Origin of the sequence: uncultured Desulfovibrio sp. (genome assembly GCF_944324505.1) — a bacterium.
Lineage (GTDB): Bacteria > Desulfobacterota > Desulfovibrionia > Desulfovibrionales > Desulfovibrionaceae > Desulfovibrio.
This window is the reverse complement of record NZ_CALUWO010000011.1, coordinates 1-23,446: the sequence shown is the minus strand read 5'-3', so window position 1 is coordinate 23,446 and position 23,446 is coordinate 1. Positions and strand designations below refer to the sequence as shown.

Annotated in this window: 21 protein-coding genes; 11 read left to right on the top strand and 10 right to left on the bottom strand. The window is 62.4% G+C overall.

Annotated features, from left to right (window positions below):
* The first annotated feature begins 120 nt into the window (after positions 1-120).
* On the top strand, positions 121-627 hold the full coding sequence (locus Q0J57_RS09735) for a hypothetical protein (protein WP_297219719.1): 507 nt from the start codon (positions 121-123) through the stop codon (positions 625-627).
* Here the strand turns inward: Q0J57_RS09735 and Q0J57_RS09730 are convergent.
* Both Q0J57_RS09730 and Q0J57_RS09725 read right to left on the bottom strand, forming a co-directional pair.
* Positions 578-2,866, bottom strand: a complete 2,289-nt coding sequence (locus Q0J57_RS09730; protein ID WP_297219717.1) for an STT3 domain-containing protein — start codon at positions 2,864-2,866, stop codon at positions 578-580. The two genes, Q0J57_RS09735 and Q0J57_RS09730, sit on opposite strands and share 50 nt — an antisense overlap.
* A complete protein-coding gene (locus Q0J57_RS09725; protein WP_297219715.1) occupies positions 2,863-3,714 on the bottom strand; it encodes an RsmG family class I SAM-dependent methyltransferase in 852 nt (283 codons plus the stop codon). The genes Q0J57_RS09730 and Q0J57_RS09725 overlap by 4 nt, the downstream gene beginning before the upstream one ends.
* A gap of 89 nt (positions 3,715-3,803) precedes the next feature.
* Here Q0J57_RS09725 and Q0J57_RS09720 point away from each other — a divergent pair, with 89 nt between their 5' ends.
* Genes Q0J57_RS09720 through Q0J57_RS09700 form a run of 5 tightly spaced genes read left to right on the top strand, consistent with a single transcriptional unit; the run spans position 3,804 to position 8,994 of the window.
* Complete coding sequence (locus Q0J57_RS09720) at positions 3,804-4,754, top strand: ACP S-malonyltransferase (RefSeq protein ID WP_297219713.1); 951 nt, start codon at positions 3,804-3,806, stop codon at positions 4,752-4,754.
* Between the two features lie 27 nt (positions 4,755-4,781).
* Positions 4,782-6,437, top strand: a complete 1,656-nt coding sequence (gene argS, locus Q0J57_RS09715) for an arginine--tRNA ligase (protein ID WP_297219711.1) — start codon at positions 4,782-4,784, stop codon at positions 6,435-6,437.
* Positions 6,438-7,310 (top strand): SPOR domain-containing protein, encoded by an 873-nt coding sequence (locus Q0J57_RS09710; RefSeq protein WP_297219708.1) that lies wholly within the window; start codon positions 6,438-6,440, stop codon positions 7,308-7,310.
* Positions 7,310-8,101, top strand: a complete 792-nt coding sequence (locus Q0J57_RS09705) for an ABC transporter permease (protein WP_297219706.1) — start codon at positions 7,310-7,312, stop codon at positions 8,099-8,101. The genes Q0J57_RS09710 and Q0J57_RS09705 overlap by 1 nt, the downstream gene beginning before the upstream one ends.
* 41 nt (positions 8,102-8,142) lie before the next feature.
* Entirely contained in the window at positions 8,143-8,994 is an 852-nt protein-coding gene (locus Q0J57_RS09700; protein WP_297219704.1) for an ATP-binding cassette domain-containing protein, read from the top strand.
* A gap of 106 nt (positions 8,995-9,100) precedes the next feature.
* Here the strand turns inward: Q0J57_RS09700 and Q0J57_RS09695 are convergent, their stop codons facing one another.
* On the bottom strand, positions 9,101-9,931 hold the full coding sequence (locus Q0J57_RS09695; protein ID WP_297219702.1) for a nitroreductase family protein: 831 nt from the start codon (positions 9,929-9,931) through the stop codon (positions 9,101-9,103).
* 142 nt (positions 9,932-10,073) lie between these two features.
* On the opposite strand from Q0J57_RS09695, the gene Q0J57_RS09690 reads away from it, so the two are divergent.
* The 5 genes from Q0J57_RS09690 (at position 10,074) to Q0J57_RS09670 (ending at position 16,428) form a co-directional block, all read left to right on the top strand.
* The gene (locus Q0J57_RS09690) at positions 10,074-11,078 is read left to right on the top strand and encodes an efflux RND transporter periplasmic adaptor subunit (RefSeq protein WP_297219701.1); all 1,005 of its coding nucleotides are present in this window, start codon (positions 10,074-10,076) and stop codon (positions 11,076-11,078) included.
* Positions 11,075-12,820 (top strand): ATP-binding cassette domain-containing protein, encoded by a 1,746-nt coding sequence (locus tag Q0J57_RS09685; protein ID WP_297219699.1) that lies wholly within the window; start codon positions 11,075-11,077, stop codon positions 12,818-12,820. Before Q0J57_RS09690 ends, Q0J57_RS09685 begins: the two co-directional genes overlap by 4 nt.
* Complete coding sequence (locus tag Q0J57_RS09680) at positions 12,817-13,941, top strand: ABC transporter permease (RefSeq protein ID WP_297219697.1); 1,125 nt, start codon at positions 12,817-12,819, stop codon at positions 13,939-13,941. Before Q0J57_RS09685 ends, Q0J57_RS09680 begins: the two co-directional genes overlap by 4 nt.
* A complete protein-coding gene (locus Q0J57_RS09675; protein ID WP_297219695.1) occupies positions 13,938-15,071 on the top strand; it encodes an ABC transporter permease in 1,134 nt (377 codons plus the stop codon). Before Q0J57_RS09680 ends, Q0J57_RS09675 begins: the two co-directional genes overlap by 4 nt.
* Positions 15,072-15,270: 199 nt before the next feature.
* On the top strand, positions 15,271-16,428 hold the full coding sequence (locus Q0J57_RS09670; RefSeq protein WP_297219693.1) for an MFS transporter: 1,158 nt from the start codon (positions 15,271-15,273) through the stop codon (positions 16,426-16,428).
* 563 nt (positions 16,429-16,991) lie between these two features.
* Here the strand turns inward: Q0J57_RS09670 and Q0J57_RS09665 are convergent.
* From Q0J57_RS09665 to Q0J57_RS09635, 7 genes are all read right to left on the bottom strand, one after another.
* A complete protein-coding gene (locus Q0J57_RS09665) occupies positions 16,992-17,810 on the bottom strand; it encodes a MerR family transcriptional regulator (RefSeq protein WP_297219691.1) in 819 nt (272 codons plus the stop codon).
* Positions 17,811-17,823: 13 nt separating this feature from the next.
* The gene (locus tag Q0J57_RS09660; protein WP_297219689.1) at positions 17,824-18,807 is read right to left on the bottom strand and encodes an ABC transporter ATP-binding protein; all 984 of its coding nucleotides are present in this window, start codon (positions 18,805-18,807) and stop codon (positions 17,824-17,826) included.
* 114 nt (positions 18,808-18,921) lie between these two features.
* Entirely contained in the window at positions 18,922-19,815 is an 894-nt protein-coding gene (locus Q0J57_RS09655) for a VacJ family lipoprotein (protein ID WP_297219687.1), read from the bottom strand.
* Entirely contained in the window at positions 19,805-20,434 is a 630-nt protein-coding gene (locus tag Q0J57_RS09650) for an ABC transporter substrate-binding protein (protein ID WP_297219685.1), read from the bottom strand. Before Q0J57_RS09650 ends, Q0J57_RS09655 begins: the two co-directional genes overlap by 11 nt.
* A complete protein-coding gene (gene mlaD / locus Q0J57_RS09645; RefSeq protein ID WP_297219683.1) occupies positions 20,435-20,884 on the bottom strand; it encodes an outer membrane lipid asymmetry maintenance protein MlaD in 450 nt (149 codons plus the stop codon).
* 187 nt (positions 20,885-21,071) lie between these two features.
* On the bottom strand, positions 21,072-22,376 hold the full coding sequence (locus tag Q0J57_RS09640) for a hypothetical protein (protein ID WP_297219681.1): 1,305 nt from the start codon (positions 22,374-22,376) through the stop codon (positions 21,072-21,074).
* Complete coding sequence (locus tag Q0J57_RS09635; protein WP_297219679.1) at positions 22,369-23,163, bottom strand: Dam family site-specific DNA-(adenine-N6)-methyltransferase; 795 nt, start codon at positions 23,161-23,163, stop codon at positions 22,369-22,371. Before Q0J57_RS09635 ends, Q0J57_RS09640 begins: the two co-directional genes overlap by 8 nt.
* Positions 23,164-23,446 lie beyond the last annotated feature (283 nt).

The following is a 23,446-nucleotide window of genomic DNA, read 5'->3' as shown; positions in this document are numbered from 1 at the left end:
CTGCCATGACGATAGCTGGCCTCCCGGACTGGAGCAAGCGGACGAAATGCGTTATACAGCAGGTGAGGCAGCTTGCACTGCCTGTGCTGCCCGTTTGCTGACCAGCCAGGGGGACCGCCCGTGCCTGATATACCCTTTTTCCGCCTGCTGCGCCGTCGTGGGCGCCTGTTCCTCTGTCTTGCCCTGCAAAGGCAGGGGCAGGACTGGCTTGCCTGCCTGAGCGGCGGCCAGGCGCACATCGGCGCCGTGGCCCTGGCCCTGCCCGAAAACGACGCGCCGCCCCGTCTTGCCCTGCTGTCCCGCCCCGGCCATCGGGAAGATGCCCTGGCGCAGGACATGGCCCGCCAGCTGGCAGCCGCCAGCCGCAGCGCTGTCTGCGTCTGCGCCGGCATCCATTATCCGGCCATCAGCCCGGAGGAAATCGCCACGGTGCTGCACCTCTGCCAGGACATGACCCATGAGGCAGCCGGCCGGCTGGCGGCCATGCCCTGCGCAGAGCAGCGGCCGGCACCCGCACCCCAGGGCCGGCCGGACCGGCGCGCGGCGCACAGGCGGCTGCCCCGGGTCCGGAGCAGGCTTACAGCACTTCGTAGATACGGGCAAAAACGTTGTCGTAGACCAGCTTGAAATATGGCGAAAAACGCGAATCGCCGGGGCTGGACATGAGCAGCTGCACCATGAGGGAATTGTACAGGCCATTGTCCAGCACCAGCTTTTCCCCGGTGACCCGGTTGAACAGGCAATGCACGTTGCGCCGCGAGGCCATGAAGGCCTCGCGCTCTTCCGGGCTTGCCTTGGGGTGCTGATCCACCCATTCCTGTACGTAATCCCGATGCGTCACGCCGGTTTCGTCAAACACCGTGATGGTGGCCACACGCACCGGTTCCGGGCTGCCTTCCAGCTGCACGGCGCCTTCCCGGAGATTGTAGGCCATGGCCCTGGTCACGATGGACATGGCCCCGCCCTCGCCTTCCCTGGTCCGGAAGTTCCAGCGGCCGAAATTGCTTATCCAGAAGCCCAGGCGCAGCATTTCAAAGCTCACCACCACATACTGCTTGCCGCGGGCTTCCACCAGCGCCGTTTCCGGCGAGCGCAGGCGATCCATGAGCGCCTGCGCGGCATCGCCATTCAGACCGCGAAACACGTCATCCGGCTCGCCGCCGCTGAGCGCCGTGTACCGGATGAGCTGGCGGGCAAAGCGGGGATTGTCGGTGGCAAAGACGGCCGCGGGCAGATACAGCCACGGCCCCGCATGCTGGGCGCCGTCGGCAATGGTATGACGCCGGGCAAAGTGATGGGCGGCATAGCCCCAGTCCCACCAGAGCCAGAGCTTGCTGTCCGGCGGCGTCACGTCCCGGACGCGGGTCAGGGCATCGGCATGACGCCGGTTGATCATGGGGCCCTGGGACATGGCCTGAATAATGTCGGCAAACGGCGCCACCAGCAGACCGATGAGCACGGCGGACGTCACCAGCCCGGCCACGGCGCCCCGCAGGCTGTCACGCAGGATGCGCTGCAATATCCAGTACAGCGGCAGCGTCAGCCCCACGGCCACAATGGGCGCACCGAACATGACCATGCGCCCGCCCATCTTGGTGCTGAGCAGTCCCAGGGCCGCCAGCGGCAGCAGAAAGAGCGCCCCCGGCCGGCGCACCAGCACCCAGCAGAAGCCCAGCAGCCCCAGCAGGGACGCCTCCATCCACGGATGAAAGTAGGAGAGCACGGCCATGAGGCCCAGGTCCTGCACTTCGGTGATGGACTGCGCCACCGAGGGATAGACAAGCACCGTGCCTTCCGCGGTGGCGGCAGCATCCCCCGCCCGCTTGGTGTAGGCGCCGAAATGACGGATCAGGGTTTCCAGAATGCCGCCGCCAAGCATGAGCGCGCCCACGCCGCACCAGAGCACAAGCAGCACCCAGGGGCTGGTAAGCAGGCTGCGCAGACGCAGCGCCCAGGGGGTACGCCCCATGCCTACCACCAGCACCAGCGCGCTGCCCAGCAGCCCGGGCAGGCCCAGCAGGGCCGGCAGGGCATAGGCCAGCGCCCCCAGCAGCAGCAGACAGCGCCGCCCGCGCGGGGCCATGACCAGACTCATGAAGGCCAGCAGGCCCACATTGTAGCGCACAAGATACAGAAAGACAGAGTGCCATTCCAGCGACCACCAGGACACCAGCCCGGACAGACCCAGCAGAATCATCCAGCGCTTGCGCAGCGGATAGCCCAGACGGTCCACGGGCGCGGACAAGGGATGCAGCAGGCGCCGCAGCAGCACCCGCGGCAGCAGCATATAGCGCATGGCCCAGCAGGCCGGCGCCAGGGTCATGAGCAGGGGAAAGAACAGGGTCACCAGGTCCGTATCATAATAGCCCAGCAGGGTCCGGGCCAGAAAGCCGGGGGCCAGCGTCGTAAGCAGGCCGGCCGCCATGCCTGCCTCCATGCTGCCCAGCGCCCAGACCCAGAAAAAGACAATGAGCGCCACCAGCGTGGACAGCAGCATGGGAAACCAGAAAGCCACCGCCGCCGGATAGGTTCCCAGCAGGCCGGCCATGCCCTTGAGCATCTCGGCCATGGGATGCCCCACGGCCAGGCCAAAGCCCTCGGCCCCGGCCACCCAGTGGTAGGCATCGTGCGTGGCCAGCAGCCATTCGCTGCCCAGGCGGTATTCGGGATTCTGCCAGCAGGGCCATTCCGTGAGGCGCAGCACGAAGGCCAGCCCCACCGTGACCAGCGCCCAGATCAGTCCGCGCAGCCAGAAGCGGGAACGCTGACGGCTCAGCTGTGCCCGCACCCCCTCGGAAGCCGTGACGCCGGCGGCCAGCGGATCGGCCGCACCGGGGACCGGGGAATGGTCGGCAGGACTGTTCATGATCTGTTCTCCCTGTGCATGGGGTCATGTGTAATGGGGGAATGCGTGCGGCGCACGGCCCAGAACCAGCGCCGCACAGGCGCCGCGGCTCCGGCAGACCGCGCCAGACGCCGGACCTCGTATGCCTCGCAGGCCAGGCGTTCCCAGCCGGGGGGCAGCGCGGGCGCCTCCTGCCGGGCCAGAATGATCACCAGTCCGTCCGGCGCCAGCTGCGGTTCCAGCAGGGGCAGCAGCTCCTGCCAGGGCATGAAGGCCCGGCTGAGAATGAGGTCTGCCCGGCGGGACTGCTGCTCAAAGAAGTCCTGCGCCCGCCCGCGATAGACCTGCGTCTGCGGCAGCTCCAGGGCAGCCACCGCCTGCGAGAGAAAAAGGGCGCGCTTTTCCCGCACCTCCACCAGCCAGTAGCTGCCCCGGCGAAAGACCATGCGCAGGGGAATGCCGGGCAGACCGGCGCCCGCGCCCAGGTCCCAGCACAGGGGGGCGGCCGGCAGGGGCAGCCCGTCAAGGAAGCGGGCCAGATAAAAACTGTCGCCGGCCAGGTCCACCAGCGCCTCGCGCCAGTTCCGGGCGCCCACCAGGTTCATGGCCGCATTCCAGCGGCAGAGCATGGTCAGGTACTGCCCCAGGGGCGCAAGGGCCGGCGCCGGCACGGGCAGGCCGGCCTGCCGCACAAGGGCTGCCAGCGCCTCCGGGGTGGGGAGCGCCGGCGGACGAACGGACGGACGGGACGGGGACACGGCCGGGCGGCCGGACCGCGGGGAAGTAGCCCGCGCGGCGCCGGAACGGCTCGATTCGCCGGACAGCCGCCCCCGGCGGCCACGGCCGGAAGAGGAAGCGTTATTCTGCATGGGTCCTCATATCCTTGAGCGGCAGGACTTGCAAGCAGCAGCCGGATAACGTAAAAAATCCCCTTGCAATCTCAGTGTGGAGAAGGATCATGACCAAGCCCATTGCCTTGCTTTTCCCCGGCCAGGGTTCGCAGGAACCCGGCATGGGCCGGGACCTTGCCGATAGCAGCCGCGACGCCATGCAGCTCTGGAAGCGTGCTGAAAGCATCAGCCAGCTGCCCCTGCGCGAAATTTTCTGGGAAGGGGACGAAACCGCCATGAGCGATACCCGTGCCCTGCAACCCGCGCTTACCGTGGTCAATCTCAACCTCTGGCGCGAGCTGTCCCGCAAGGTGCATCCCGTGGCCGCCGCCGGGCACAGCCTGGGCGAGTTCAGCGCCCTGGCCGCTGCCGGCGTGCTGGACGAGGAAAGCGTCCTGCACATGGTCAGCCTGCGCGGACGCCTCATGGCCGAAGCCGACCCCGACAGGCGCGGCGGCATGGCCGCCATACTCAAGCTGAGCCTGCCGCAGGTGGAGGAACTGGTCAAGGCCGCTGCCACCGAAAGCGACAGGCCCCTGCGCATTGCCAACTACAATACGCCGGCCCAGTATGTGGTCAGCGGCGATGGCGAGGCCGTGGCGCTGGCCTGTCAGAAAGCCAAGGAAATGAAAGGGCGCGCCATACCGCTCAAGGTCAGCGGCGCCTTTCACAGTCCGCTCATGGCCAAGGCCAATGCCGAGCTGCAACCGCTGCTGCGCAAGGCCGTGTGGCGCCGGGCGCACTTTGCGGTCTACTGCAACAGCCTGGGCAAGGCCCTGGTGGATGGCGAAAGCATCAAGGAATACCTGCTGGAACAGATGACATCCTCCGTGCGCTGGATCGAAACCATACAGAACCAGTATGCCGACGGCGTGCGCCGCTGGGTGGAACTGGGCCCCAAGGCCGTGCTGGGCAAGATGGTGGGCCAGTGCCTGACCGGTCTGGACGAGGCCGCCCGCGCCGACATTGTCACGGAGCTGGTCAATTCTCCCGAAACCCTGGAACACTTCGGCGCCTAGGCTCTGCCGACGCCCTGCGAGGATATCATGCGTGCTACCGATGTGCTGCGTTCAGCGCTGAAAACCCTTCTGGAAGAAAAGGGCCTTGGCTGGCCCGCCAAAGCCGTCATCCAGCCGCCCCGCGATGCCAAGCACGGCGATCTGGCGGCCAATGTGGCCATGCTGCTGGCAAAGGAAGCCGGCAGAAATCCGCGTGATCTGGCCCAGGACCTGGCGTCCGCCCTGCCGCAGCGCTGCCCGGACATCCTGTCCGCCGAAGTGGCCGGACCGGGCTTCATCAATGTGACCTTCAGCCCGGATTTCTGGCGCCAGACCGTGCTGGATGTGGAACGGCAGGGCGTGGACTTCGGCCGCAGCAACGTGGGCGCGGGCCGCAAGACCCTGGTGGAATACGTTTCCGCCAATCCCACCGGCCCCCTGCATGTGGGGCACGGGCGCGGCGCGGCCGTGGGCGACAGCCTGGCGCGCCTGCTGCGCCGGGCGGGCTATGACGTGCATACGGAATACTACATCAATGACGCCGGCCTGCAGATGCGCCTGCTGGGCCTGTCGGTCTGGCTGCGCGTGCAGGAACTGATGCAGCGTCCCGTGCAGTGGCCCGAATCCTACTACCGCGGTGACTATATCATCGACATTGCCAGGGAAATGCTGGCCGAAGACCCCTCGCTGCCCGATCTGCCCGAAGAGGAAGGCAAGGAACGCTGCTACCAGCGCGCCATGAACGACATCCTCGACGGCATCAAGAAGGACCTGGCCGATTTCCGCGTGGAACACCAGAACTGGTTTTCCGAAAAGACGCTGGTGACAGGTGGCAAGGTGGACGCGGCCTTTGCCGCCCTGGACAAGGCCGGGCACACCTATCACAAGGACAATGCCTACTGGTTTGCCACGGAAAAACTGGGGGACGACAAGGACCGCGTACTGCGCAAGTCCGACGGTACCCTGACCTATTTTGCCTCGGACATTGCCTATCACCACGACAAGTACCAGCGCGGCTACCAGTGGCTCATCGACATCTGGGGCGCGGACCATCACGGCTACGTGCCGCGCATGCGCGCCGCCATTGCGGCCATGGGGCAGCCCCGCGACAGCTTTGACGTGGTGCTCATCCAGCTGGTCAACCTGCTGCAGAACGGTCAGCCCGTCAGCATGTCCACCCGGGCCGGCACCTTCGAGACCCTGGCCGATGTCATCAAGGAAGTGGGCACCGATGCGGCCCGCTTCATGTTCCTGTCCCGCAAGAGCGACAGCCCCCTGGACTTTGACCTGGAACTGGCCAAGCAGCGCAGCCTGGACAATCCCGTCTACTATGTGCAGTACGCCCATGCCCGTATCTGTGCCGTGCTGCGCCGGGCCGGGGAGCGCGGCATCACCCTGCCCCCGCAGAGCGACCTTGCCCTGCTGGCGGCCCTGGACACGCCGGAGGACATGGCCCTGCTGCGCAAGGCTGCCGGCATGGAAGACATGATCGCCACCGCCGCCCAGACCCTGGCCGTGCACCACGTCAGCCATTTTCTCATGGACCTGGCCGGCATGCTGCACAGCTACTACGCCAGGCATCAGGTTCTGGTGGCTGAGGACGAGGCCCGCACCCGCGCCAGGCTGGCCCTGCTGCGGGCCATCGGGCAGGTTCTGCGCAACGGCCTGGATATTCTCGGCGTCAGCGCGCCGGAAACCATGTAAGTGAGCCAGCACCGCATGCCCCAGCCCCTGCGCAAAGTGCGTCAGCGCATCCCCGCCGCATCCCGACAGGATGACGGCCCCGCACCGCGCGTACTCTTTCACCTGCCGCCGCTGGCGCTCATGGCGCTGGTGGTGATCTTTGCGGCGGCCGTGGGCTGGGCCTTTTTCATGGGGGTGGTCATCGGCAAGGGGCAGAACCCCGAGGAGCGGGTCAGTGCCCTGCTCAGCGACCCGCCCCAGCAGGAGGCCGCGGCGGAAGATGGTGCCCGCCAGCCCCTGCTGGACAGCCCCCTGCTGCCGGAGGGCGCCGCCGCCCCGGCTGCCGCACAATCCGCGCAGGCCCCACAGGCCGCGCCGCAGGGCACAGCCGCTGCGGCGGACGGCCAGAATGCCGGCAAGGAAGCGGCCCAGCAGGCCGGCAGCACCCCGGCGGACAAAACGACGGCCGCCACCAAGCCGGCCTATCCCTTTGCCCGGCCGCAGGGGGAAAGCCTGGCGGCCTGGGGCATCTCACCGGACAGTCAGAAGGCGCGCCAGGCCAGCCCGCAGGCCGACCGCCCCGCCACGGCCACGCGCGCCCCGGCAGCCGACAGGGAGGCGAGCCAGCCGGCCGAACCGCTTTTTGACTACGTGTATCAGGTGGCGGCCTTTCGTGACAAGGAAGATGCCGACCGGCTGCGCAAGACGCTCAACGGTCAGGGCATGCGTGCCCGCGTCATCAAGAGCGGCAAGGTGCAGCTGGTGCTGGTCATGCTGCGCGGCACCGAGCGCGACGCCGAAAATCTGCGCCAGGAAATGGAAAACATGGGCCTGGGAACCCCCCTGCGCACCTCCAAAAAACCCGTAACGCCGCGCGGCGGCAAGAGGCGCTAATGTCCCTTCTGACCATTCCCGCCCGACTGGGCCAACGCTGTCTGCGCGGCGTCAATGCCATGGGCGCCATGACCCTTTTCATGCTGGATGGCCTGCGCCACATCTTCACCAGCCGGCGCATCTTCCGGCGGACCCTGCAACAGCTCTATGCCATCGGCTACCAGTCCCTCTTTGTCATTGCCCTCATCGGCATTTTCTGCGGCATGGTGCTGGGCCTGCAGGGCTACTACACCCTCATCCAGTTCGGTTCCGTGGGCATGCTCGGTTCCGCCGTCTCCCTGTCGCTCATCCGCGAGCTGGGGCCGGTGCTCACGGCCATTATGCTGGCAGGGCGTGCCGGTTCCTCCATGGCGGCGGAAATCGGCGTCATGCGCATTACGGACCAGATTGATGCCCTGGATGTCATGGACATCAATTCCATGGCCTATCTGGTCAGTCCGCGCCTGCTGGCGGCCCTCATTTCCTACCCGCTGCTCACGGCCATCTTTGACACCATCGGCATCCTGGGCGGCTACCTCACGGGCGTCACCATGCTGGGCATCAACGAGGGTGCCTACTTCTACCGCATCGCCCATGCCGTCACCCTGGCCGATGTGAACGGCGGCTTCATCAAGTCCGTGGTCTTCGGCCTGCTGGTCACCACGGTATGCTGCCATCAGGGCTATACCGCCCATCTGCGCCGTGACAGCGTGGGCCCCGAAGCCGTGGGTAATGCCACCACCTCGGCCGTGGTCATTTCCTGCGTGCTCATCCTCATGGCCGACTATGTGCTTACCTCCTTCCTGCTCTAGCAGGGCAAGGGCACCACAGAACTCCCATCCCGGAAAACATCATGGAGCATCCCACCCCGCTTTCTCCGCCGGCTGAAGAAGTCTGGCCCATTACCTTTTCCCACCTCAGCGCGGGCTATGGCAGCCATGTGGTCCTGCACGACATTGACGCCACCCTGCCCGGCGGGCGCATTTCCGTCATCCTCGGCGGGTCCGGCTGTGGCAAGTCCACCCTGCTGCGGCAGATCATCGGCCTGTCCCGTCCCCTGTCCGGCAGTGTCTGCGTGGGCGGTCGGGACCTGTACTCCCTGCCCCGGCAGGAAGCCCGCCGCATCCGCCGCCGCATGGGAGTGCTCTTTCAGGATGGCGCCCTGCTGGGCGCGCTGACCCTGGCGCAAAATGTCTCCCTGCCCCTTACCGAGCATGTGCGCCTGCCCGGCAGCGTCATCCGCGAAGCGGCCCTGCGTGTGCTGCGCCTGGTGGAGCTGGAAGACTTTGCCGACTTTTACCCCAACCAGCTGTCGGGGGGCATGCGCAAGCGGGCCGGCCTGGCCCGCGCCATCATTGCCGAACCGCGCATCCTGCTCTGCGACGAACCCACCTCCGGCCTGGACCCCATCACCGCCGCCCGCATGGACAATCTGCTGCTGTCCATGCACCATCACTATCCGCATATGAGCATCGTGGTGGTCAGCCACGATCTGGACAGCCTGCGTACCATTGCCGACCATGTGCTGGTGCTGCGGGACGGCACGGCCATCTTTTCCGGCAGTCTGGCCCAGCTGGAAACCCAGGACGACCCCTATCTGCACCAGTTTCTTACCCGCCATGCCGAAGGCCGGGACAAGGCGCCGGAGCACAGCCCCGTGGATCCCCGCGTCAGCGCCGCCATCACGGCCTGGCTTGATGCCTGATGGCTCTGCCGCGCCATGCAGAAACGGTCCCCCTGACAGACAGAGGGACCGTTTTTTGCTTGTGCAGCCCGTGACGCACGGACGGCAGAACGACAAGCCCGGCGGCTTACCAGCTGCGGACGCGATGCACCACGGCATCGGGCAGGGCGATGCTGCGGGGGTAGTGCACGTCAGGCAGACCGAACAGCATGCAGTAGCCCAGCTCGTGCCCTTCCGGCATGCCGAACCGGGCCAGCATGTCCGGCACAAAAAGGCGGAAACACCAGTACAGCAGGCCGCACCAGGTGGTCCCCAGGCCGTAACTCTGGGCCAGCAGCTCGAAATAGGACAGATAGATGAGCGGGTCCTGCGGGCCGCAGGGGGCATCGGCGGCATTGCTCACCACCACGCAGTGCGGCGCCGTGCGGAACAGCATGTCCTGCCCCCGTTCCTTCCAGAGCCTGGGCGCGGCCCGGAACTGCCGGGTATGCGGATCGTCGGGAATGGCCCCCCTGGCCAGCAGCTCGTCCAGCCGCTGGTACACCTCCGCGCGAAAGGCGTTCATGACCTCGATGTCGTCAATGGTGCCCACCCAGAGCTGACGGGCATTGACCCCGGTGGGGGCGTAGTTGCAGGCATTGAACAGGGCTGTCAGCGTCTGGCGGTCCACATTGTCCTGCGCATAGCGGCGCACGCTGCGGCGGCCGCGCACAAGGGCCACCATGCTTTCCGGGCGCGGCAGGGCGCCCGCCAGGGGCAGGCACTGCTCCGCCCCATGCCCCAGCATGGACACGGCCCCGGTGGGACACACTGCCAGACAATGCTGACAGCCGATGCAGCGTTCCTCATGCAGCATGACGGCATGACCTTCCGGCATGCCGAGGCAGTGGCCGATGCAGTCCTGCACGCAACGGCCGCAGCCGATGCAGCGTGCCGTATCAACAGAAAAGGTGCTCATGGCATATCCTTGGCAAAACGTGAAAAGCACATGGTCCTGTTCCTAGCCTCTGCGGCGGCGCAACGCAAGCCGAAACCGGACCTTTACAGTCCAGACGGCGCCTGTTAGCGTGACGCACAGCCCAGGCAAGGAGTGACAGCCCATGCGCAACAACTGGAAATTCTTCCTCATTCCGCTTCTGCTGCTGGGGGGCGCCGTGCTGCTCTGGCGACAGTGGGGACAGGACAACGGCCCCCTTGTCCTCTATGGCAATGTGGAGATACGTCAGGTGGACGTGGCCTTTCGCGTGGGCGGCCGCATTGCCGCCCTGCTGGTGGACGAGGGTGATGCCGTGGATGCCGGCAGGGAACTGGCCCGCCTGGATGACGACATGCTGCGCCGGGAGGAAGATCGCGCCCGGGCCGAGTATGAACGGCAGCTGGCCAGCCTGCAACGCCTGGAAAACGGATATCGCAGTGAAGAAGTGGCCTCCGCCAGGGCAGAAGTGCAGGCAGCGGCAGCGCTGGCCGAAAATGCCCGTCTTCAGCTGCGCCGTGTGGAGGAGCTGCGCGCAGGCAATGCCATCTCGCAGAAGGAGCTGGACAACGCCCGTGGTACCTATCGCAATGCCGCCGCCAGGCAGCAGGCCGCCGAGGAACAGCTGGCACTTGTGAGCACGGGCTACCGGGAAGAGGACATTGCCTCGCAGCGGGCCGTGGTAAACGCCGCCCGCGCGGACTGGGAACTGGCCACCATCCGTTGCCAGGATACGCGCCTGCTGGCCCCGCAGAAGGGCATTGTCCTGACGCGGGCACGGGAGGCCGGCGCCATCGTGCAGGCCGGGCAGACCGTCTTTACCCTGAGCCTCGTGGACCCGGTCTGGCTGCGCGTCTACGTGGACGAGGCCCACCTGGGTCGCCTGCGCCCCGGCATGGCCGTGCGGGTGGAATGCGATGCCGCGCCGGGCCGCAGCTTTCCCGGTACGGTGGGCTTCATATCGCCTGCCGCAGAATTCACGCCCAAGAATGTGGAAACCGAAGAGGTGCGCACCTCTCTGGTCTACCGGCTGCGCGTGCGCATGGCTGACCCGGAAAACATCATGCGGCAGGGCATGCCCGTGCGTGTCTTTCTCCGGGATGATGCCCCGGCGGAGGCACCCGCCCCATGAGCCTCCATGCCCGCACGGATGCGGCCATAGAGCTGGACGGACTGGGCATGCGCTTTGGCCAGCGGCAAGCCCTGCATGACATCACGGCCCGCCTTGCCGCCGGCAGCATCACCGGTCTTGTGGGGCCGGACGCTGCCGGCAAGACCACGCTGCTGCGCCTCATGGCCGGCCTCATGCAGCCCACCACCGGCACGGTGCGCCTGCTGGGAGAGGACGCCATGCACGTGGCCCGTCACAGTCCCAACCGTATCGGCTACATGCCGCAGCGCTTCGGCCTGTATGAGGACCTCTCCGTGCTGGCCAATCTGGAACTGCATGCCCGGCTGCGGGGCGTGGAAGGCGACGAACGCCGGCGCCTCTTCGCCCGGCTGCTGGACTTTACCGCACTGGCGCCCTTTGTGCATCGTCTGGCCGGGCGCCTGTCGGGCGGCATGAAGCAGAAACTGGGCATTGCCTGCGCCCTGCTGGGATCGCCGCGCATTCTGCTGCTGGATGAACCGGGCGTCGGCGTTGACCCGCTTTCCCGGCGGGAACTCTGGAGCATGGTCAATGCTCTGTGCCGCGAAGGGATGAGCATTGTCTGGTCCACGGCCTATCTGGATGAAGCGGCGCGCTGCCCGGACATTCTTATGCTGGATGAAGGGCGCCTGCTCTATGCCGGTCCGCCCGCAGCCATGGCCCGCCGGGCGGAGGGACGGGTCTATGCCGTCAGGCCGGCGCCGGGACAGCGGCGGACCGCCATGGAACGCTGGATGCGCTGCGATGCCGTGGAAGATGTGGTGGTGCAGGGCAGCCGCCTGCGCCTGCTGCTGCGCCACGATGCCCCCCCTGCCGTGCGGGAGGCTGTACGGCGTGAACAGGGCGAAGCCGTGCCCCCCACGCTGGAAGATGCCTATATGAGCGCCCTGGGCGGCATGATACGCACCCCTTCGCCCTACGGAAAAACGCAACGGCATGCCGTCACGGACGGCGAGGCTGCGGAGCGCATCCAGGCCTGCAAGCTGACCAAGCGCTTTGGCGCCTTTGTGGCGGCTGACGAGGTGAGCTTTACTGTCCGGGCCGGCGAAATCTTCGGTCTGCTGGGTCCCAACGGGGCCGGCAAGTCCACCACCTTCCGCATGCTCTGCGGCCTGTCCCGGCCCACCTCCGGCCAGTGCCGCGTGGACGGCGTGGACCTGCTGCGGGCCGGCAGCGCCGCCCGGGCACACCTGGGCTACATGGCCCAGAAATTTTCGCTCTATCCCGACATTACGGTGCTCCAGAATATCCGTATCAGCGCCGACCTCTACGGGCTGGACAGGAAACATCAGGAAGCACGCATCGGCGAGCTGGCCTCGGCCCTGGGGCTGGACAGCTACCTGCACAGCCGGACAGACACCCTGCCCCTGGGGCAGAAACAGCGGCTGGCCCTGCTGTGCGCCACCCTGCACGAACCGCCGGTGCTGTTTCTGGATGAACCGACCTCCGGTGTGGATGCCCGCACCCGCCGCGATTTCTGGAAACACATCACCGCCCTGACCGCTGCCGGCACGGCGGTGCTGGTGACCACCCATTTCATGGAAGAGGCCGAATACTGTGACCGCCTGGCCCTCATCAACGGCGGGCGCATCATCAGCATGGGCACGCCGGATGCCCTCAAGGCGGCCTGCGCACACGAAACGGGCCTGGAAGACCCCACCCTGGAACAGGCCTTCATTGCCTGCATCGAGGCACAGCAGCACACGAAGGAAGGCGCATCGTGAACCGCCTGTGGCTGCGACAGCTTCTGGCGCTTGTCTGCAAGGAATTCCAGCAGATCGTGCGCGACCCGTCTTCCTATCTGGTGGCCGGCGTGCTGCCGCTGCTCTTTCTGCTGCTGTTCGGCTTTGGCATCACCATGGACCCCGGCACCCTGCAACTGGCCGTGCTGGACCAGAGCCGGGGCCTGCACGCGCGGGAACTGTCGGACGCCTTTGCCCGCTCCCCGTGGTTCAGGGTCACGCCGGTGGAGCACATGCGGGAGGCCGAAAACCTCATGCGCGATTCGGCCGTACAGGGCGTGCTGGTGCTGCCGCAGGATTTTGATGCCGCCCTGGCCCGTGGCGGGACGGGCCGCCTGCTGCTGGCCGTGGACGGCACAGAACCCAATATCGCCCGCTTCATCGAAAGCTACGGGCAGGGCGTCATGAGCAGCTGGCAGGCCACGCGCCTGCCCGGCGGGCAGCCGCTGCCCTCCCCGGTCACCATGGTGCCCCGCATCTGGTACAATCCCACGGCACGCAGCGAACAGTTCCTGGTGCCCGGCGCCATCACGGTCATCATGACGCTTATCGGCACCCTGCTCACCTCCCTGGTTTTTGCCCGCGAATGGGAGCGCGGCACCATGGAAGCCATGTTCGCCACACCGGTCAGCCGGATGCAGCTGCTGCTGGGCAAGCTCATCCCCTATTTCTGCATGGGCATGTTCAGCATGGGGCTGTGCGCGCTGGCGGCCGTCTTTCTGTTTGACGTGCCCTTCCGCGGCTCGGCGGGTGCCCTGCTGCTGCTTTCCGCCGTTTTCATGTGCTGTGCGCTGGGGCAGGGGCTGGTCATTTCCACCTCCTTCCGCACGCAGCTCGTGGCAGCCGAAGCCGGGCTGTTTTCCGGCTTTCTGCCGGCGCTTCTCCTGTCAGGCTTTGTCTTTGACATCAACAGCATGCCCCTGGTGCTGCAATGGCTGACACGCCTTCTGCCGGCCAGCTACTTCAATACCTGTCTGCGCACCGTCTTTCTGGTGGGCGATGTGTGGCCTGTCTTTGCCAGCTCGCTGCTGTTCATGGCCCTGCTGGCGTCCCTGCTGCTGGGCCTCACCTACCGGAACCTGCGCAAGAGGCTTGACATATGAACGGCATCAACTGGCGCCGCTTTGCCACCATTGTCCGCAAGGAACTGCTCGTTCTCATGAGCAACCGCGTGTCGCGCGTCATGCTTGCGCTGCCGCCCCTCATGCAGATCGTGGTTTTCGGCTGGGCCGCCACCCTGGAAGTGCGCAATGTGGACGTGGCCATTCTGGACCATGACAACGGCGCATTGGGCCGGGAAATCGTGCACCGCCTGCAAGGCTCCCCCACCTTCCGCCACGTCTTCTTTCTGCAGAACGAGGCCGACCTCCGCCCTGCCATTGAAGAGGAACGGGCGCTCATGGCCATTGTGCTGGCCCAGGACCTTTCCCGGCGTGCGGCTGCCGGCCAGCCCGTGGAGGTGCAGGTGCTGCTGGACGGGCGCCGCTCCAACGCGGCGCAGATTGCCGGCTACTACCTGCAAAGCATGCTGAACGACGTGGGCGCAGCCACGCCGCTGGGGCAGCAGATGCAGGGCGCAGCCGCGGGCGCTCCCCGTCTGGACATCCGCGTGCGGCGCTGGTTCAATCCCAATCTGGAATTTCAGTGGTTTTTTCTGCCCAATCTCATCGGCATGCTCTGCTTCATGCTGGGCCTCATCGTCACCGGGCTTTCCGTGGCCAGAGAACGCGAGGTGGGCACCTTTGACCAGCTGCTGGTCTCGCCGGCCACGCCCACGGAAATTGCCCTGGCCAAGCTCATGCCCGGCTGTGTGGTGGGACTGGTACACGGCACCATCTTTCTGCTGGTTTCCACCCTGGGTTTCGGCGTGCCCTTCACCGGCTCCCTCCTGCTGCTGTATGCTGCCATCCTGACCTTTGCCCTGGCCTCCGGCGGCATGGGCCTCATGGTCTCCTCCCTTTCCGCCACCCAGCAGCAGGCTTTTCTGGGCGCCTTTACCGTGGGCGTTCCCTGCATTCTCATTTCCGGCGCCGTCACTCCGGTCATCAACATGCCGGCCTTTCTGCAGCATGCCAGCCAGCTCAATCCCGTACGGCATTTCACGGCCATTGTGCAGGGCCTGTTCCTGCGCGACATGTCCCTGTCGGCTGCCCTGCTCAACCTGGGCAAGATCGCCGCCATTGCCGTGGTCTGCGTTGGTGTGGCGGTCTGGATGTTTCGGCGGCGCTTCTGAACGGGGCAGCTCCGGCAAATTTTCTGCCGGCGCTTGACTCTTGCCCTGGCCCATAGTTTAGCATGGTCCTTTCTCCGGTAATGTACCGCGTGACGCAGGCAGAACAGCGGTCCGCCCCGGACGGACACCCGGCAGCCCCTCTGCACATGCTGCCACCGGCATGCACCTGCCCTGTACGCATCACGCCTGTGAGGACGGCATGAAATCAGTTTCCCTGCGGCGAACCTGGGTCGCCATTGTCTTCTTTTTCTTCTGTCTCGGCATGGTCTATGGTCTGCTCACCGCCCGCATCCCGGCCCTGAGCCAGCAGATCGGCGCCGATGAAGCCGTCATCGGCATGGCCATGCTCAGTCTGGGCTGCGGCAGTCTGGGCGGCTTTGCTGCCATGCACCTGCTGCAACGCCGCTACAGCACCCGAAGCGTCCTGCGTGCGGGCAGCCTGGCCCTGCTGGCCTTTCTGCCGCTCTGCGCGCTGGCAGGCAATGCCCTGCTCTTCTGCGTGGGCTGCGGTGCGCTGGGCTTTGCCTTTGCCCTGTCCGATGTGTCCGTCAATACGCAGGGCCTGCTGCTGGAACACCGCTTCCGGCGCAGCTGCCTTTCCGGCCTGCATGCAGGCTACAGCCTGGGCGGTCTGAGCGGTTCGGCGCTGGGAGCGGTTTTTGCCGGACTGGGACTTTCGCCCCTGGTGACCTTTGGCAGTATGGCCGCGCTGCTTCTGCTTGTCTGGCTGTGGGCCGGACGCCACCTGCTGCCGGACCCGGCCTTTTCGCACACGCCCGCTGCCACGGCCCCGGCCAGACAGGGCGTTCCCGGTGTGATCATCATCTGCGGCTTTCTGGCCATGGCGGCCTTTGCCGTGGAAGGGGCCTGCGCCGAATGGAGCGGCCTGCTGCTGCATACGGTGAAGGGCGCGGACGAAAGCACGGCCGCCCTGGGCTTTGGCGCCTTTTCCGTGGCCATTGCCGTGGGGCGCCTGTTTGGCGACGCCCTGCGCCGGAAGGTGGGCGATCTGCGGCTTATTCTGGGCAGTTCCCTGCTGGCTGCGCTGGGATCGGCCCTGGTGCTGGCATCGCCCTGGCCGCTGCTCTGCCTGGCCGGCTATGCCCTGACCGGCCTGGGGGCCGCCCCCATCATGCCCACCATGCTGAGCCGGGCCGGCGCCAGGGCAGACATCACGCCGCAGCGGGCCACCACGGTCATTGCCACCCTGGGCTATGCCGGCCTGCTTGTCATTCCGCCCTCCATCGGCTGGCTGGCGCGCTGGGCAGGACTGGAAACAGCCCTGCTGCTTCCCCTGTGCCTGGCTTTGGTGCTGGCCGCAAGCAGCGTGCTCTTCCGCCAGAAGGGCGGCATCTGACGGCATGCCCAATGTCCCGCCGGGGCGAACGCGCCGCGCCTGCTTTGCCCGGGCTGAAGCCCAACGGGGTCTCGCCGCCTGCTGCCCGCAGCGTGCGGTCATGGGCGCAGGCAGGCCTGTTCGTGCCCTGTTCGTAGCACGGTCACCCCGCGGGGAAGACCATGCTTCTCCGTCAGCGTGGGAAGCCTGCCCCGTTTTCCGGCTCGTCTGTTCCATCATCGCCTGCGGGTTTTCCCCGCTCCGGCATCGCCGGCTGCGCCATTGCCCTTCACCCGGCAAACAGCGTGGCCGGAGGCAGGCAAGGGAATCGCGGAAGCAGGAGGAGGACACGCACTGAAGGGGACACGGGATGATGCGGGGCACGATGGCTGCCGACCCCCTCCATGCGGCGACGCAGACAGGCAGAGCCATCATGACGGGCCATGGCCCGTCAGCCCGTCAGTGCCATGGTTCCGACAGCCTGTCTCTGCGGCAAAATCGTCCCGGGACGGCCCCGGCTCGCCTGGTCCCGCAACGCCGTGAAAAAGAGGGATGCGTCCCGCTCTTGGCTCAGGCCGCGTCCATCACGCGGGCACCACAGGGATGCGGCAGTGCATGATATATTCCGTATCGGAAGCCAGCAGGGCATAACTGCCCATATCCAGCATCAGCACCGGACCGGCAGGCCGCCAGCCCTGCCCGGCCAGCAGGTCAGGCAGGGTGCGCCAGCAGGCAAGCAGGGATTCCCAGCTGCCCTGATGGGCATAGACGGCGCAATGTGCCGCCGGCAGGCAGCAACGGCATGCCGGCGGGGTATCGTCCGCCGCTGGTGCAAAAAATGCCCCCTGGCGCAGGTCTCCGGCAAGAAAGGCATGGGCGCTGTAACAAATCCCCACAGGCATGCCGGGATTGCGCCCGCTGCTGCGGTAGGCTTCCATGAACAGGGCGCTGGCATGCACCATGCCGTCCACCCGGCTGAGATCATGCGGGCTTGCCGGCTGCATTTCCAGGTCCAGGGCCGGCATGTCCCGCAGCAGCAGCCGGTCCATGGGGGTGGAGCGGGCCTCGTGCGCCACGCGCAGGATATCCTGCACCAGGGCTTCCCGCCGGGCCAGACGCTGCTGTTCTTCCCGCAGCTGGCAGGCCCGTGCGTCCAGCAGCCGGAGAATATCCTCTCCCGACGGGGCATCCAGGAGGCAGGCAATGTCCCGCAGGGGTGTTCCCGCTTCCCGAAACAGGGAAATCATGTCAAAGCGCAGGAATTGCCGGGCATCGTAGTAGCGGTAACCGTTGGCCCCTGTCTGCCGTGGCCGGAGCAGCCCCAGGCGCTCATAGTGAAACAAGGTTTCCTTGGTGGTGTGGCAGAAACGGGCGAACTGCCCGCTGGTATAGCGGCGGGGCATGGGGTGTCGTCTCTCAGTCCGGCAGCCAGCAGCGCAGCCGATGGCCGTCCAGGCTGCGTTCCGCGGGCAGCTCTTCATGGCAGCGGGCATAGGCCCGGGCACAACGGGGCGCAAAGGGGCAGCCCCGGCCCCGCTGTCCAAGCGGGGGTACGCTGCCGGGAATGGCCGGCAGACGCCGCACGCCCACGCCGGCCCGGCCGGGAGCCGATGCCATAAGCCCCTGGGTATAGGGATGCAGGGGGTGGGAGAATATGTCCGCCACGGGGCCGTATTCCACCAGATGCCCGGCGTACATGATGCCCACGTGGGCGGCCATCTGAGCCACCACAGACAGATCATGGGTGATGAGCAGAACCGCCATGCCCCTGGCTTCGCTCTGCTCACGGATGAGGTGCAGTATCTGCCCCTGCAGGGTGGCGTCCAGTGCCGTGGTGGGTTCATCGGCCAGCAGCAGATCAGGGCCGCAGCTCAGGGCCATGGCAATCATGACGCGCTGTCGCATGCCTCCGGAAAGCTGATGCGGATATTCCCCGTAGCGGCTTTCCGCAGCGGGAATCCCCACCTCCCGAAACAGACGCACGGTTTCGGCGCGGGCCTCGGCCCGGCTCATGCCCAGGTGAAGGCGCAGCGGCTCCGCTGCCTGGAGTCCCACGGTGAGCACAGGATTCAGCGCCGTCATGGGTTCCTGAAAAATCATGGAAATATGCCGCCCGCGCAGGGGGCGCATGCGGGATTCGGGCAGTTCCAGCAGGTCCTGCCCCTTGAAGAGGATGCGCCCTGCCGGGCGGGCCTGGGGGGGAAGCAGACGCAGGACGGCGCGGGCCGTCAGACTCTTGCCGCAACCGGACTCGCCCACCAGGCAGGTGATGGCCGCCGGGGGCAGGTCCAGGGAAAGTTCCTCCACGGCCGGCAGGGGGCCGTCATCGGACTGAAAGGTCACGCTCAGCCTGTCCAGCCGCAGGAGGGGAGCTGTGCCGGAGGCAACGTCTGTCTGCATGATGGTGTCCTGTGCTTGCGGTGCCGGCCGCTGTCCTGACGACCGGAAGCGATACCGGCCGCAGGACATGCTGTGCCCTGCGGCCGGAGCCTGTACGGCATACGGGAAAGCGCCTCAGCGTATTACCTGCTGCCGGCGATAGCCCACATAGGCCTCGCGCATGCTGATGTACGGGTCCACAGCGGCATCGCGCAGGCTGATGTAGGTGGGCAGCAATTCATCCAGCGTATTGAAGCGCAGCCACAGTTCCGAGCTGGCGGCCAGTTCCCAGGGATAGACATAGAACATCGGGTCCGTGAAGCAGTCACCAATGCGGCCGATACCATCCCGCAGCGAACTGGGGCCAAGGAAAGGCAGCACCAGATAGCAGCCATGCCCGATACCCCAGCGCCCCAGTGTCTGCCCGAAGTCTTCACCGCTGGGGTCCACGGGCACAATGGTTTTCTCGCGCTTAGCCACATCCACCACGCCAAAGCCGGCCACAGTGTTGATAATGAAGCGACCGAACTCCACCCCCGCTTCCTTGAAACGGAATTGAAGCAGATTGTTCACAAAGCGCGTGGGAAAGAGCAGGTGGCGGTACAGATTTGCCATACCCCGCCTGAACTGCACGGGGGTGATGGTCTCATAGAAGGAATAGACCGGATCCGCTATGTACAGATAAAAAATATCATTGAAGGCAAACCAGAAACGGTTCCACGGTTCCAGCGGATCGGCGATGGAGGATACGGGGGCCTCGTCATAATTGTCCAGATCATCGGAAAAGGTCTCGTCCCCGGCGGTCCGTACCGTAACGGCGCCGGCGGGCAGGGACGGACTGTCCGCATCATATAGCGAAGAGGGGCTGTGCGGCCGGGGAGTGGGCCGGAGTTCCCGGGTATAATTGGGCTTGGCCAGAGCCTGGCCGCATGCCAGCCCCAGACACAGAAGCACCACCGCGACCAGAACCGCCGCCCTTCTCCGCGCATTGCGGCAGGTGCGGGAAGCGTTGAGCGTATCAGTGCGCATTGGCGGACGCTTCTCTGGCCTTGGCCTGCACCCGGGCGATCAGCTCGTCCGGGGTGGCGTTATTGAGAATATCCTGGAACTGCGTCCGGTAATTCTTGACAAGGCTCACGTTTTCAATGAGCACGTCATAGCAGCGCCACTTTCCGTCCTTGAGCATCATGCGATAGGCCACGGGAATCTTTTTTCTGTCGCTCATGGTGATGACAGTGCGGACTTCCACCCGGGTCCCGGCAGAATTGGCCACTTCACCGGTATAGGCCACCTGTTCGCCACCGTAGCCGTCAATCTTGCTGATGTAGGTGGTGAGCAGAAGGTCCGCAAAGGCATCGGTAAAGCGCTGCTGCTGGCCGGCATTGAAGGTTTTCCAGCGCGGACCGGCCGTGCGGATGGCAAATTCGCGGAAATCGAAAACCTTTTTCACAATAACGGCAATTTTGTCCCGCTGGGCGGGACGGCTTGCGGCATTGGCAAAGGCCGGGTCCTTGATGCAGTCCAGAATCTGGTTGACGGACTGCTCCAGCGTCTCGCGGGCCGGACTGGCTGCCTGTGCGCCGGCAGCAGACAGGACCAGCAGGAGCACGGCACAGGCCAGAAAAGAAAGACGAAATACGCGCGCCATTTACACACCTCCGAAGGCGTACTTTCCAATGAGCGATTCAAGATCCACGGCTGACTCGGTTTCGTCAATCATGTCCCCGGATGCCAGAATCTCGTCCGCACCGCCGGGCGTCAGGCTGACATACTTGTCCCCGATGAGGCCGCTGGTCTTCACCGAGGCAATGGTATCGGTGGAGAGTTTCAGGTCCGTATCCAGCATCAGATGCACCAGGGCCTGACGCCGCGTGGGGTCACTATCCAGGGCAATGGCCGTCACGCGGCCCACGGGCACGCCGGCCATTTCCACATCGGCCCCCACGCGCAGGCCGGACACGGAATTGAAGCGGGCAGTCAGGGCAAAGCCGTCCTGCTCAAAAAGCTCCATGCGCCCCAGCTTGATGGTGAGATAGGCCACGCAGACAAGTCCCAGCAGCACAAAAATTCCCACGGCAGTCTGTCGAAAACTGTTCATGCTATGATCCTCTGACGGTTCCGTACTTTTTCGATGTATACGCGGGGCCGCGTAAAGATTCAAGCCCGGCCGTTTCCGGGAAAACGCCCGGCAGACGCCGGCAGCGGCGCTCTGGGCATGGCTTTAGCGGAAGAAATTGCACACACTACCCAAAATATGGCCTGTAACACTTCAGTTGTCTATTAAGTTACAATTTTGTTAGTGTATAAATCCATTTTAGCCAACTAATAACAGTTTGAGCACGACGTGCTACTGTCGAATTATTCACATCGAAAATATGTAGTTCCAACATTTTTTTACAGACCTCGTTTACCGTTGGAAAAGCTCCATTCTTATAGATATATTCAAAAAAATGAAAAAATATTGCATGATTTAGCATCAACTCAACTAATTTTAATTGTCTTTCTTTATAATTCATTTTACATATTTTATTTCCAATGGATGATAATTGAACAAAATAAACGCCATCAATCTTACAATCTTCAAATAAACCAAGATATTTTCCGGCATTCACATAATATCTATATTGCCGTTTCACAAACCCCATTAGATCAATTATCTGTTTTGGCGTCATAGGATGGTTATACATATTTTCTAATAGTGAGATAATTCTATCCACAGAATCTGCTTGAATAAACGGAACATTATCTTTTCCACTCTCATCACTTATTTGAGGTAATCCAATACTTTTCTTTATATTTTGCAAATCTTCTATAGTTATTGTTGTATCTTGAAGAGAATAATTTTTATTTCTAATTAGGATTATCGATGAATAATCACCAATATTTTCAAATTTATATTCAAACAACCTGTATATCATATTTGAATATATAGAAAAAACAAGACGAACAGGCTTCTTAACTTTTGATGTCCATAAACGGTACGGATAATACAATTGCCTAACATTAAAATCTGGATGAACAATATTTTTAGCCTCTAAGATGATCACACTATCATTTGTTTCAAATCCACCATCGATTTCACATTGAGCATTTTTTACAGCAACAGATCTTTTTATATTTTTATGAGTATCTATTAGAAACTCAAACTGCGGAGTTCCCATACGTCCATTAAACGTTGCAGCAATATCGTCTACTTCTAAAAAATTATTCAAAATTCGTGATAATAGAAGGATATTAATGGCAGTTGACTCCGATGTTATAGAATGGATGTCGATGGTCTCATATGTTTCGAGCTGAGCACAGGGCATATTTTCTATTTTCGCGTCCAGTTCTGGCAAATTTGCATATACCTTAAAATCACTGATAGCATATTCACTTCTACTAACAGGTAGTATATTCAAATTATTGTTCTTCAATGGTTGTGGGAGATTTTCAGAACTATCCCATTTTGCCATCAACCTCGGCTCTTTATATTCTCTGATTTGAGAAGATTTCATATAAAAAATTCCATTTTCATTAACATTTTCAACAATATTATATTTATTCAGTAACATCTTCCATGCTTGATCTATACTTAATATCTTACTCATAGATTAATACCTCTGTAATTTCACCTCGTTTAGTCGGATTGCTATTCACAGATCGTTTTGCCTGAACCGTTACAATCGTATATTCACTATATAATTCTCTGATTTCAGGACAGTCAGAATTTGATTGTACAAATCGCACCCCTTTATCTCTTAGTTTATCACATTCGTGCTTCAATTCTTTCTGCTGCTCATAGCCAAAACCTCTTTCTGTGTATCCAGTAAAGTTAGAAGAGGTTGAAATGGGCATATAAGGAGGATCAAGATATACAAAATTTCCCTTTCGTGCCTTAGCCAGAGCATCTTTATAGTCACCACACATCAACACTACATCATTTTCATTAAAATACTTTGATATTGCTCTTATAACCGGAGCATTAACGATATTAGGATTTTTATATTTCCCATATGGCGAATTAAACTGGCCAGACGTATTCACTCTATACAGGCCATTATAACAAGTTTTATTCAAATATATAATTCTTGCGGCTTTTTCAATTAATGGCATTTTTTTATAGGATTCATCCCTATCATAGGATCTAATTTCATAATAGTAATCCTCAGAATTATTTATTCTATGCAGTTCTAATATCTGAATCAACTCTTCAGGATACTTTTTTATCATTGAATAAACATTCATAAGCTCAAAATTATAATCATTTATTATAGCACGCTTTGGTTGATAAGAAAATAAAACCGCTCCCCCTCCCAAAAAAGGTTCAATATATGTACATTTTTTTTTATGAAAGGTAATATATATTCTAAAAGTTGGCGTTTTCCACCAACCCACTTAAGAACAGGAGAATTAATATATTTTTCCTCATATCATATCCTTTATTAGAATCTTATTCTATTTCAATTTATTATTGTTTTACTAGCACTCAAATATGTCAAATGATACCTGACAATCAACAAAAAATGTTCGCACGGCGCAGTCTAACCCGAAAGCTAAGGCGCTCAAAGTCCTATTTTGATCAGCAATTTCACAATGATACAAAAAACAAAGAACCCCTCGCGCGCAACGCAGCGAGGGGTTCTGGAACAATCTTTGGCAGCGGCCTACTTTCCCACAT

Excerpts from the sequence above, each read along its gene's own strand:
- Q0J57_RS09675 (WP_297219695.1), top strand. The coding sequence starts at position 13,938 with ATGAACGGCATCAACTGGCGCCGCTTTGCCACCATTGTCCGCAAGGAA.
- Q0J57_RS09685 (WP_297219699.1), top strand. The coding sequence starts at position 11,075 with ATGAGCCTCCATGCCCGCACGGATGCGGCCATAGAGCTGGACGGACTG.
- Q0J57_RS09695 (WP_297219702.1), bottom strand. The coding sequence starts at position 9,931 with ATGAGCACCTTTTCTGTTGATACGGCACGCTGCATCGGCTGCGGCCGT.
- Q0J57_RS09660 (WP_297219689.1), bottom strand. The coding sequence starts at position 18,807 with ATGCAGACAGACGTTGCCTCCGGCACAGCTCCCCTCCTGCGGCTGGAC.
- Q0J57_RS09730 (WP_297219717.1), bottom strand. The coding sequence starts at position 2,866 with ATGAACAGTCCTGCCGACCATTCCCCGGTCCCCGGTGCGGCCGATCCG.
- Q0J57_RS09705 (WP_297219706.1), top strand. The coding sequence starts at position 7,310 with ATGTCCCTTCTGACCATTCCCGCCCGACTGGGCCAACGCTGTCTGCGC.
- Q0J57_RS09700 (WP_297219704.1), top strand. The coding sequence starts at position 8,143 with ATGGAGCATCCCACCCCGCTTTCTCCGCCGGCTGAAGAAGTCTGGCCC.
- Q0J57_RS09650 (WP_297219685.1), bottom strand. The coding sequence starts at position 20,434 with ATGGCGCGCGTATTTCGTCTTTCTTTTCTGGCCTGTGCCGTGCTCCTG.
- argS (WP_297219711.1), top strand. The coding sequence starts at position 4,782 with ATGCGTGCTACCGATGTGCTGCGTTCAGCGCTGAAAACCCTTCTGGAA.
- mlaD (WP_297219683.1), bottom strand. The coding sequence starts at position 20,884 with ATGAACAGTTTTCGACAGACTGCCGTGGGAATTTTTGTGCTGCTGGGA.
- Q0J57_RS09690 (WP_297219701.1), top strand. The coding sequence starts at position 10,074 with ATGCGCAACAACTGGAAATTCTTCCTCATTCCGCTTCTGCTGCTGGGG.
- Q0J57_RS09640 (WP_297219681.1), bottom strand. The coding sequence starts at position 22,376 with ATGAGTAAGATATTAAGTATAGATCAAGCATGGAAGATGTTACTGAAT.
- Q0J57_RS09720 (WP_297219713.1), top strand. The coding sequence starts at position 3,804 with ATGACCAAGCCCATTGCCTTGCTTTTCCCCGGCCAGGGTTCGCAGGAA.
- Q0J57_RS09670 (WP_297219693.1), top strand. The coding sequence starts at position 15,271 with ATGAAATCAGTTTCCCTGCGGCGAACCTGGGTCGCCATTGTCTTCTTT.
- Q0J57_RS09655 (WP_297219687.1), bottom strand. The coding sequence starts at position 19,815 with ATGCGCACTGATACGCTCAACGCTTCCCGCACCTGCCGCAATGCGCGG.
- Q0J57_RS09665 (WP_297219691.1), bottom strand. The coding sequence starts at position 17,810 with ATGCCCCGCCGCTATACCAGCGGGCAGTTCGCCCGTTTCTGCCACACC.
- Q0J57_RS09725 (WP_297219715.1), bottom strand. The coding sequence starts at position 3,714 with ATGCAGAATAACGCTTCCTCTTCCGGCCGTGGCCGCCGGGGGCGGCTG.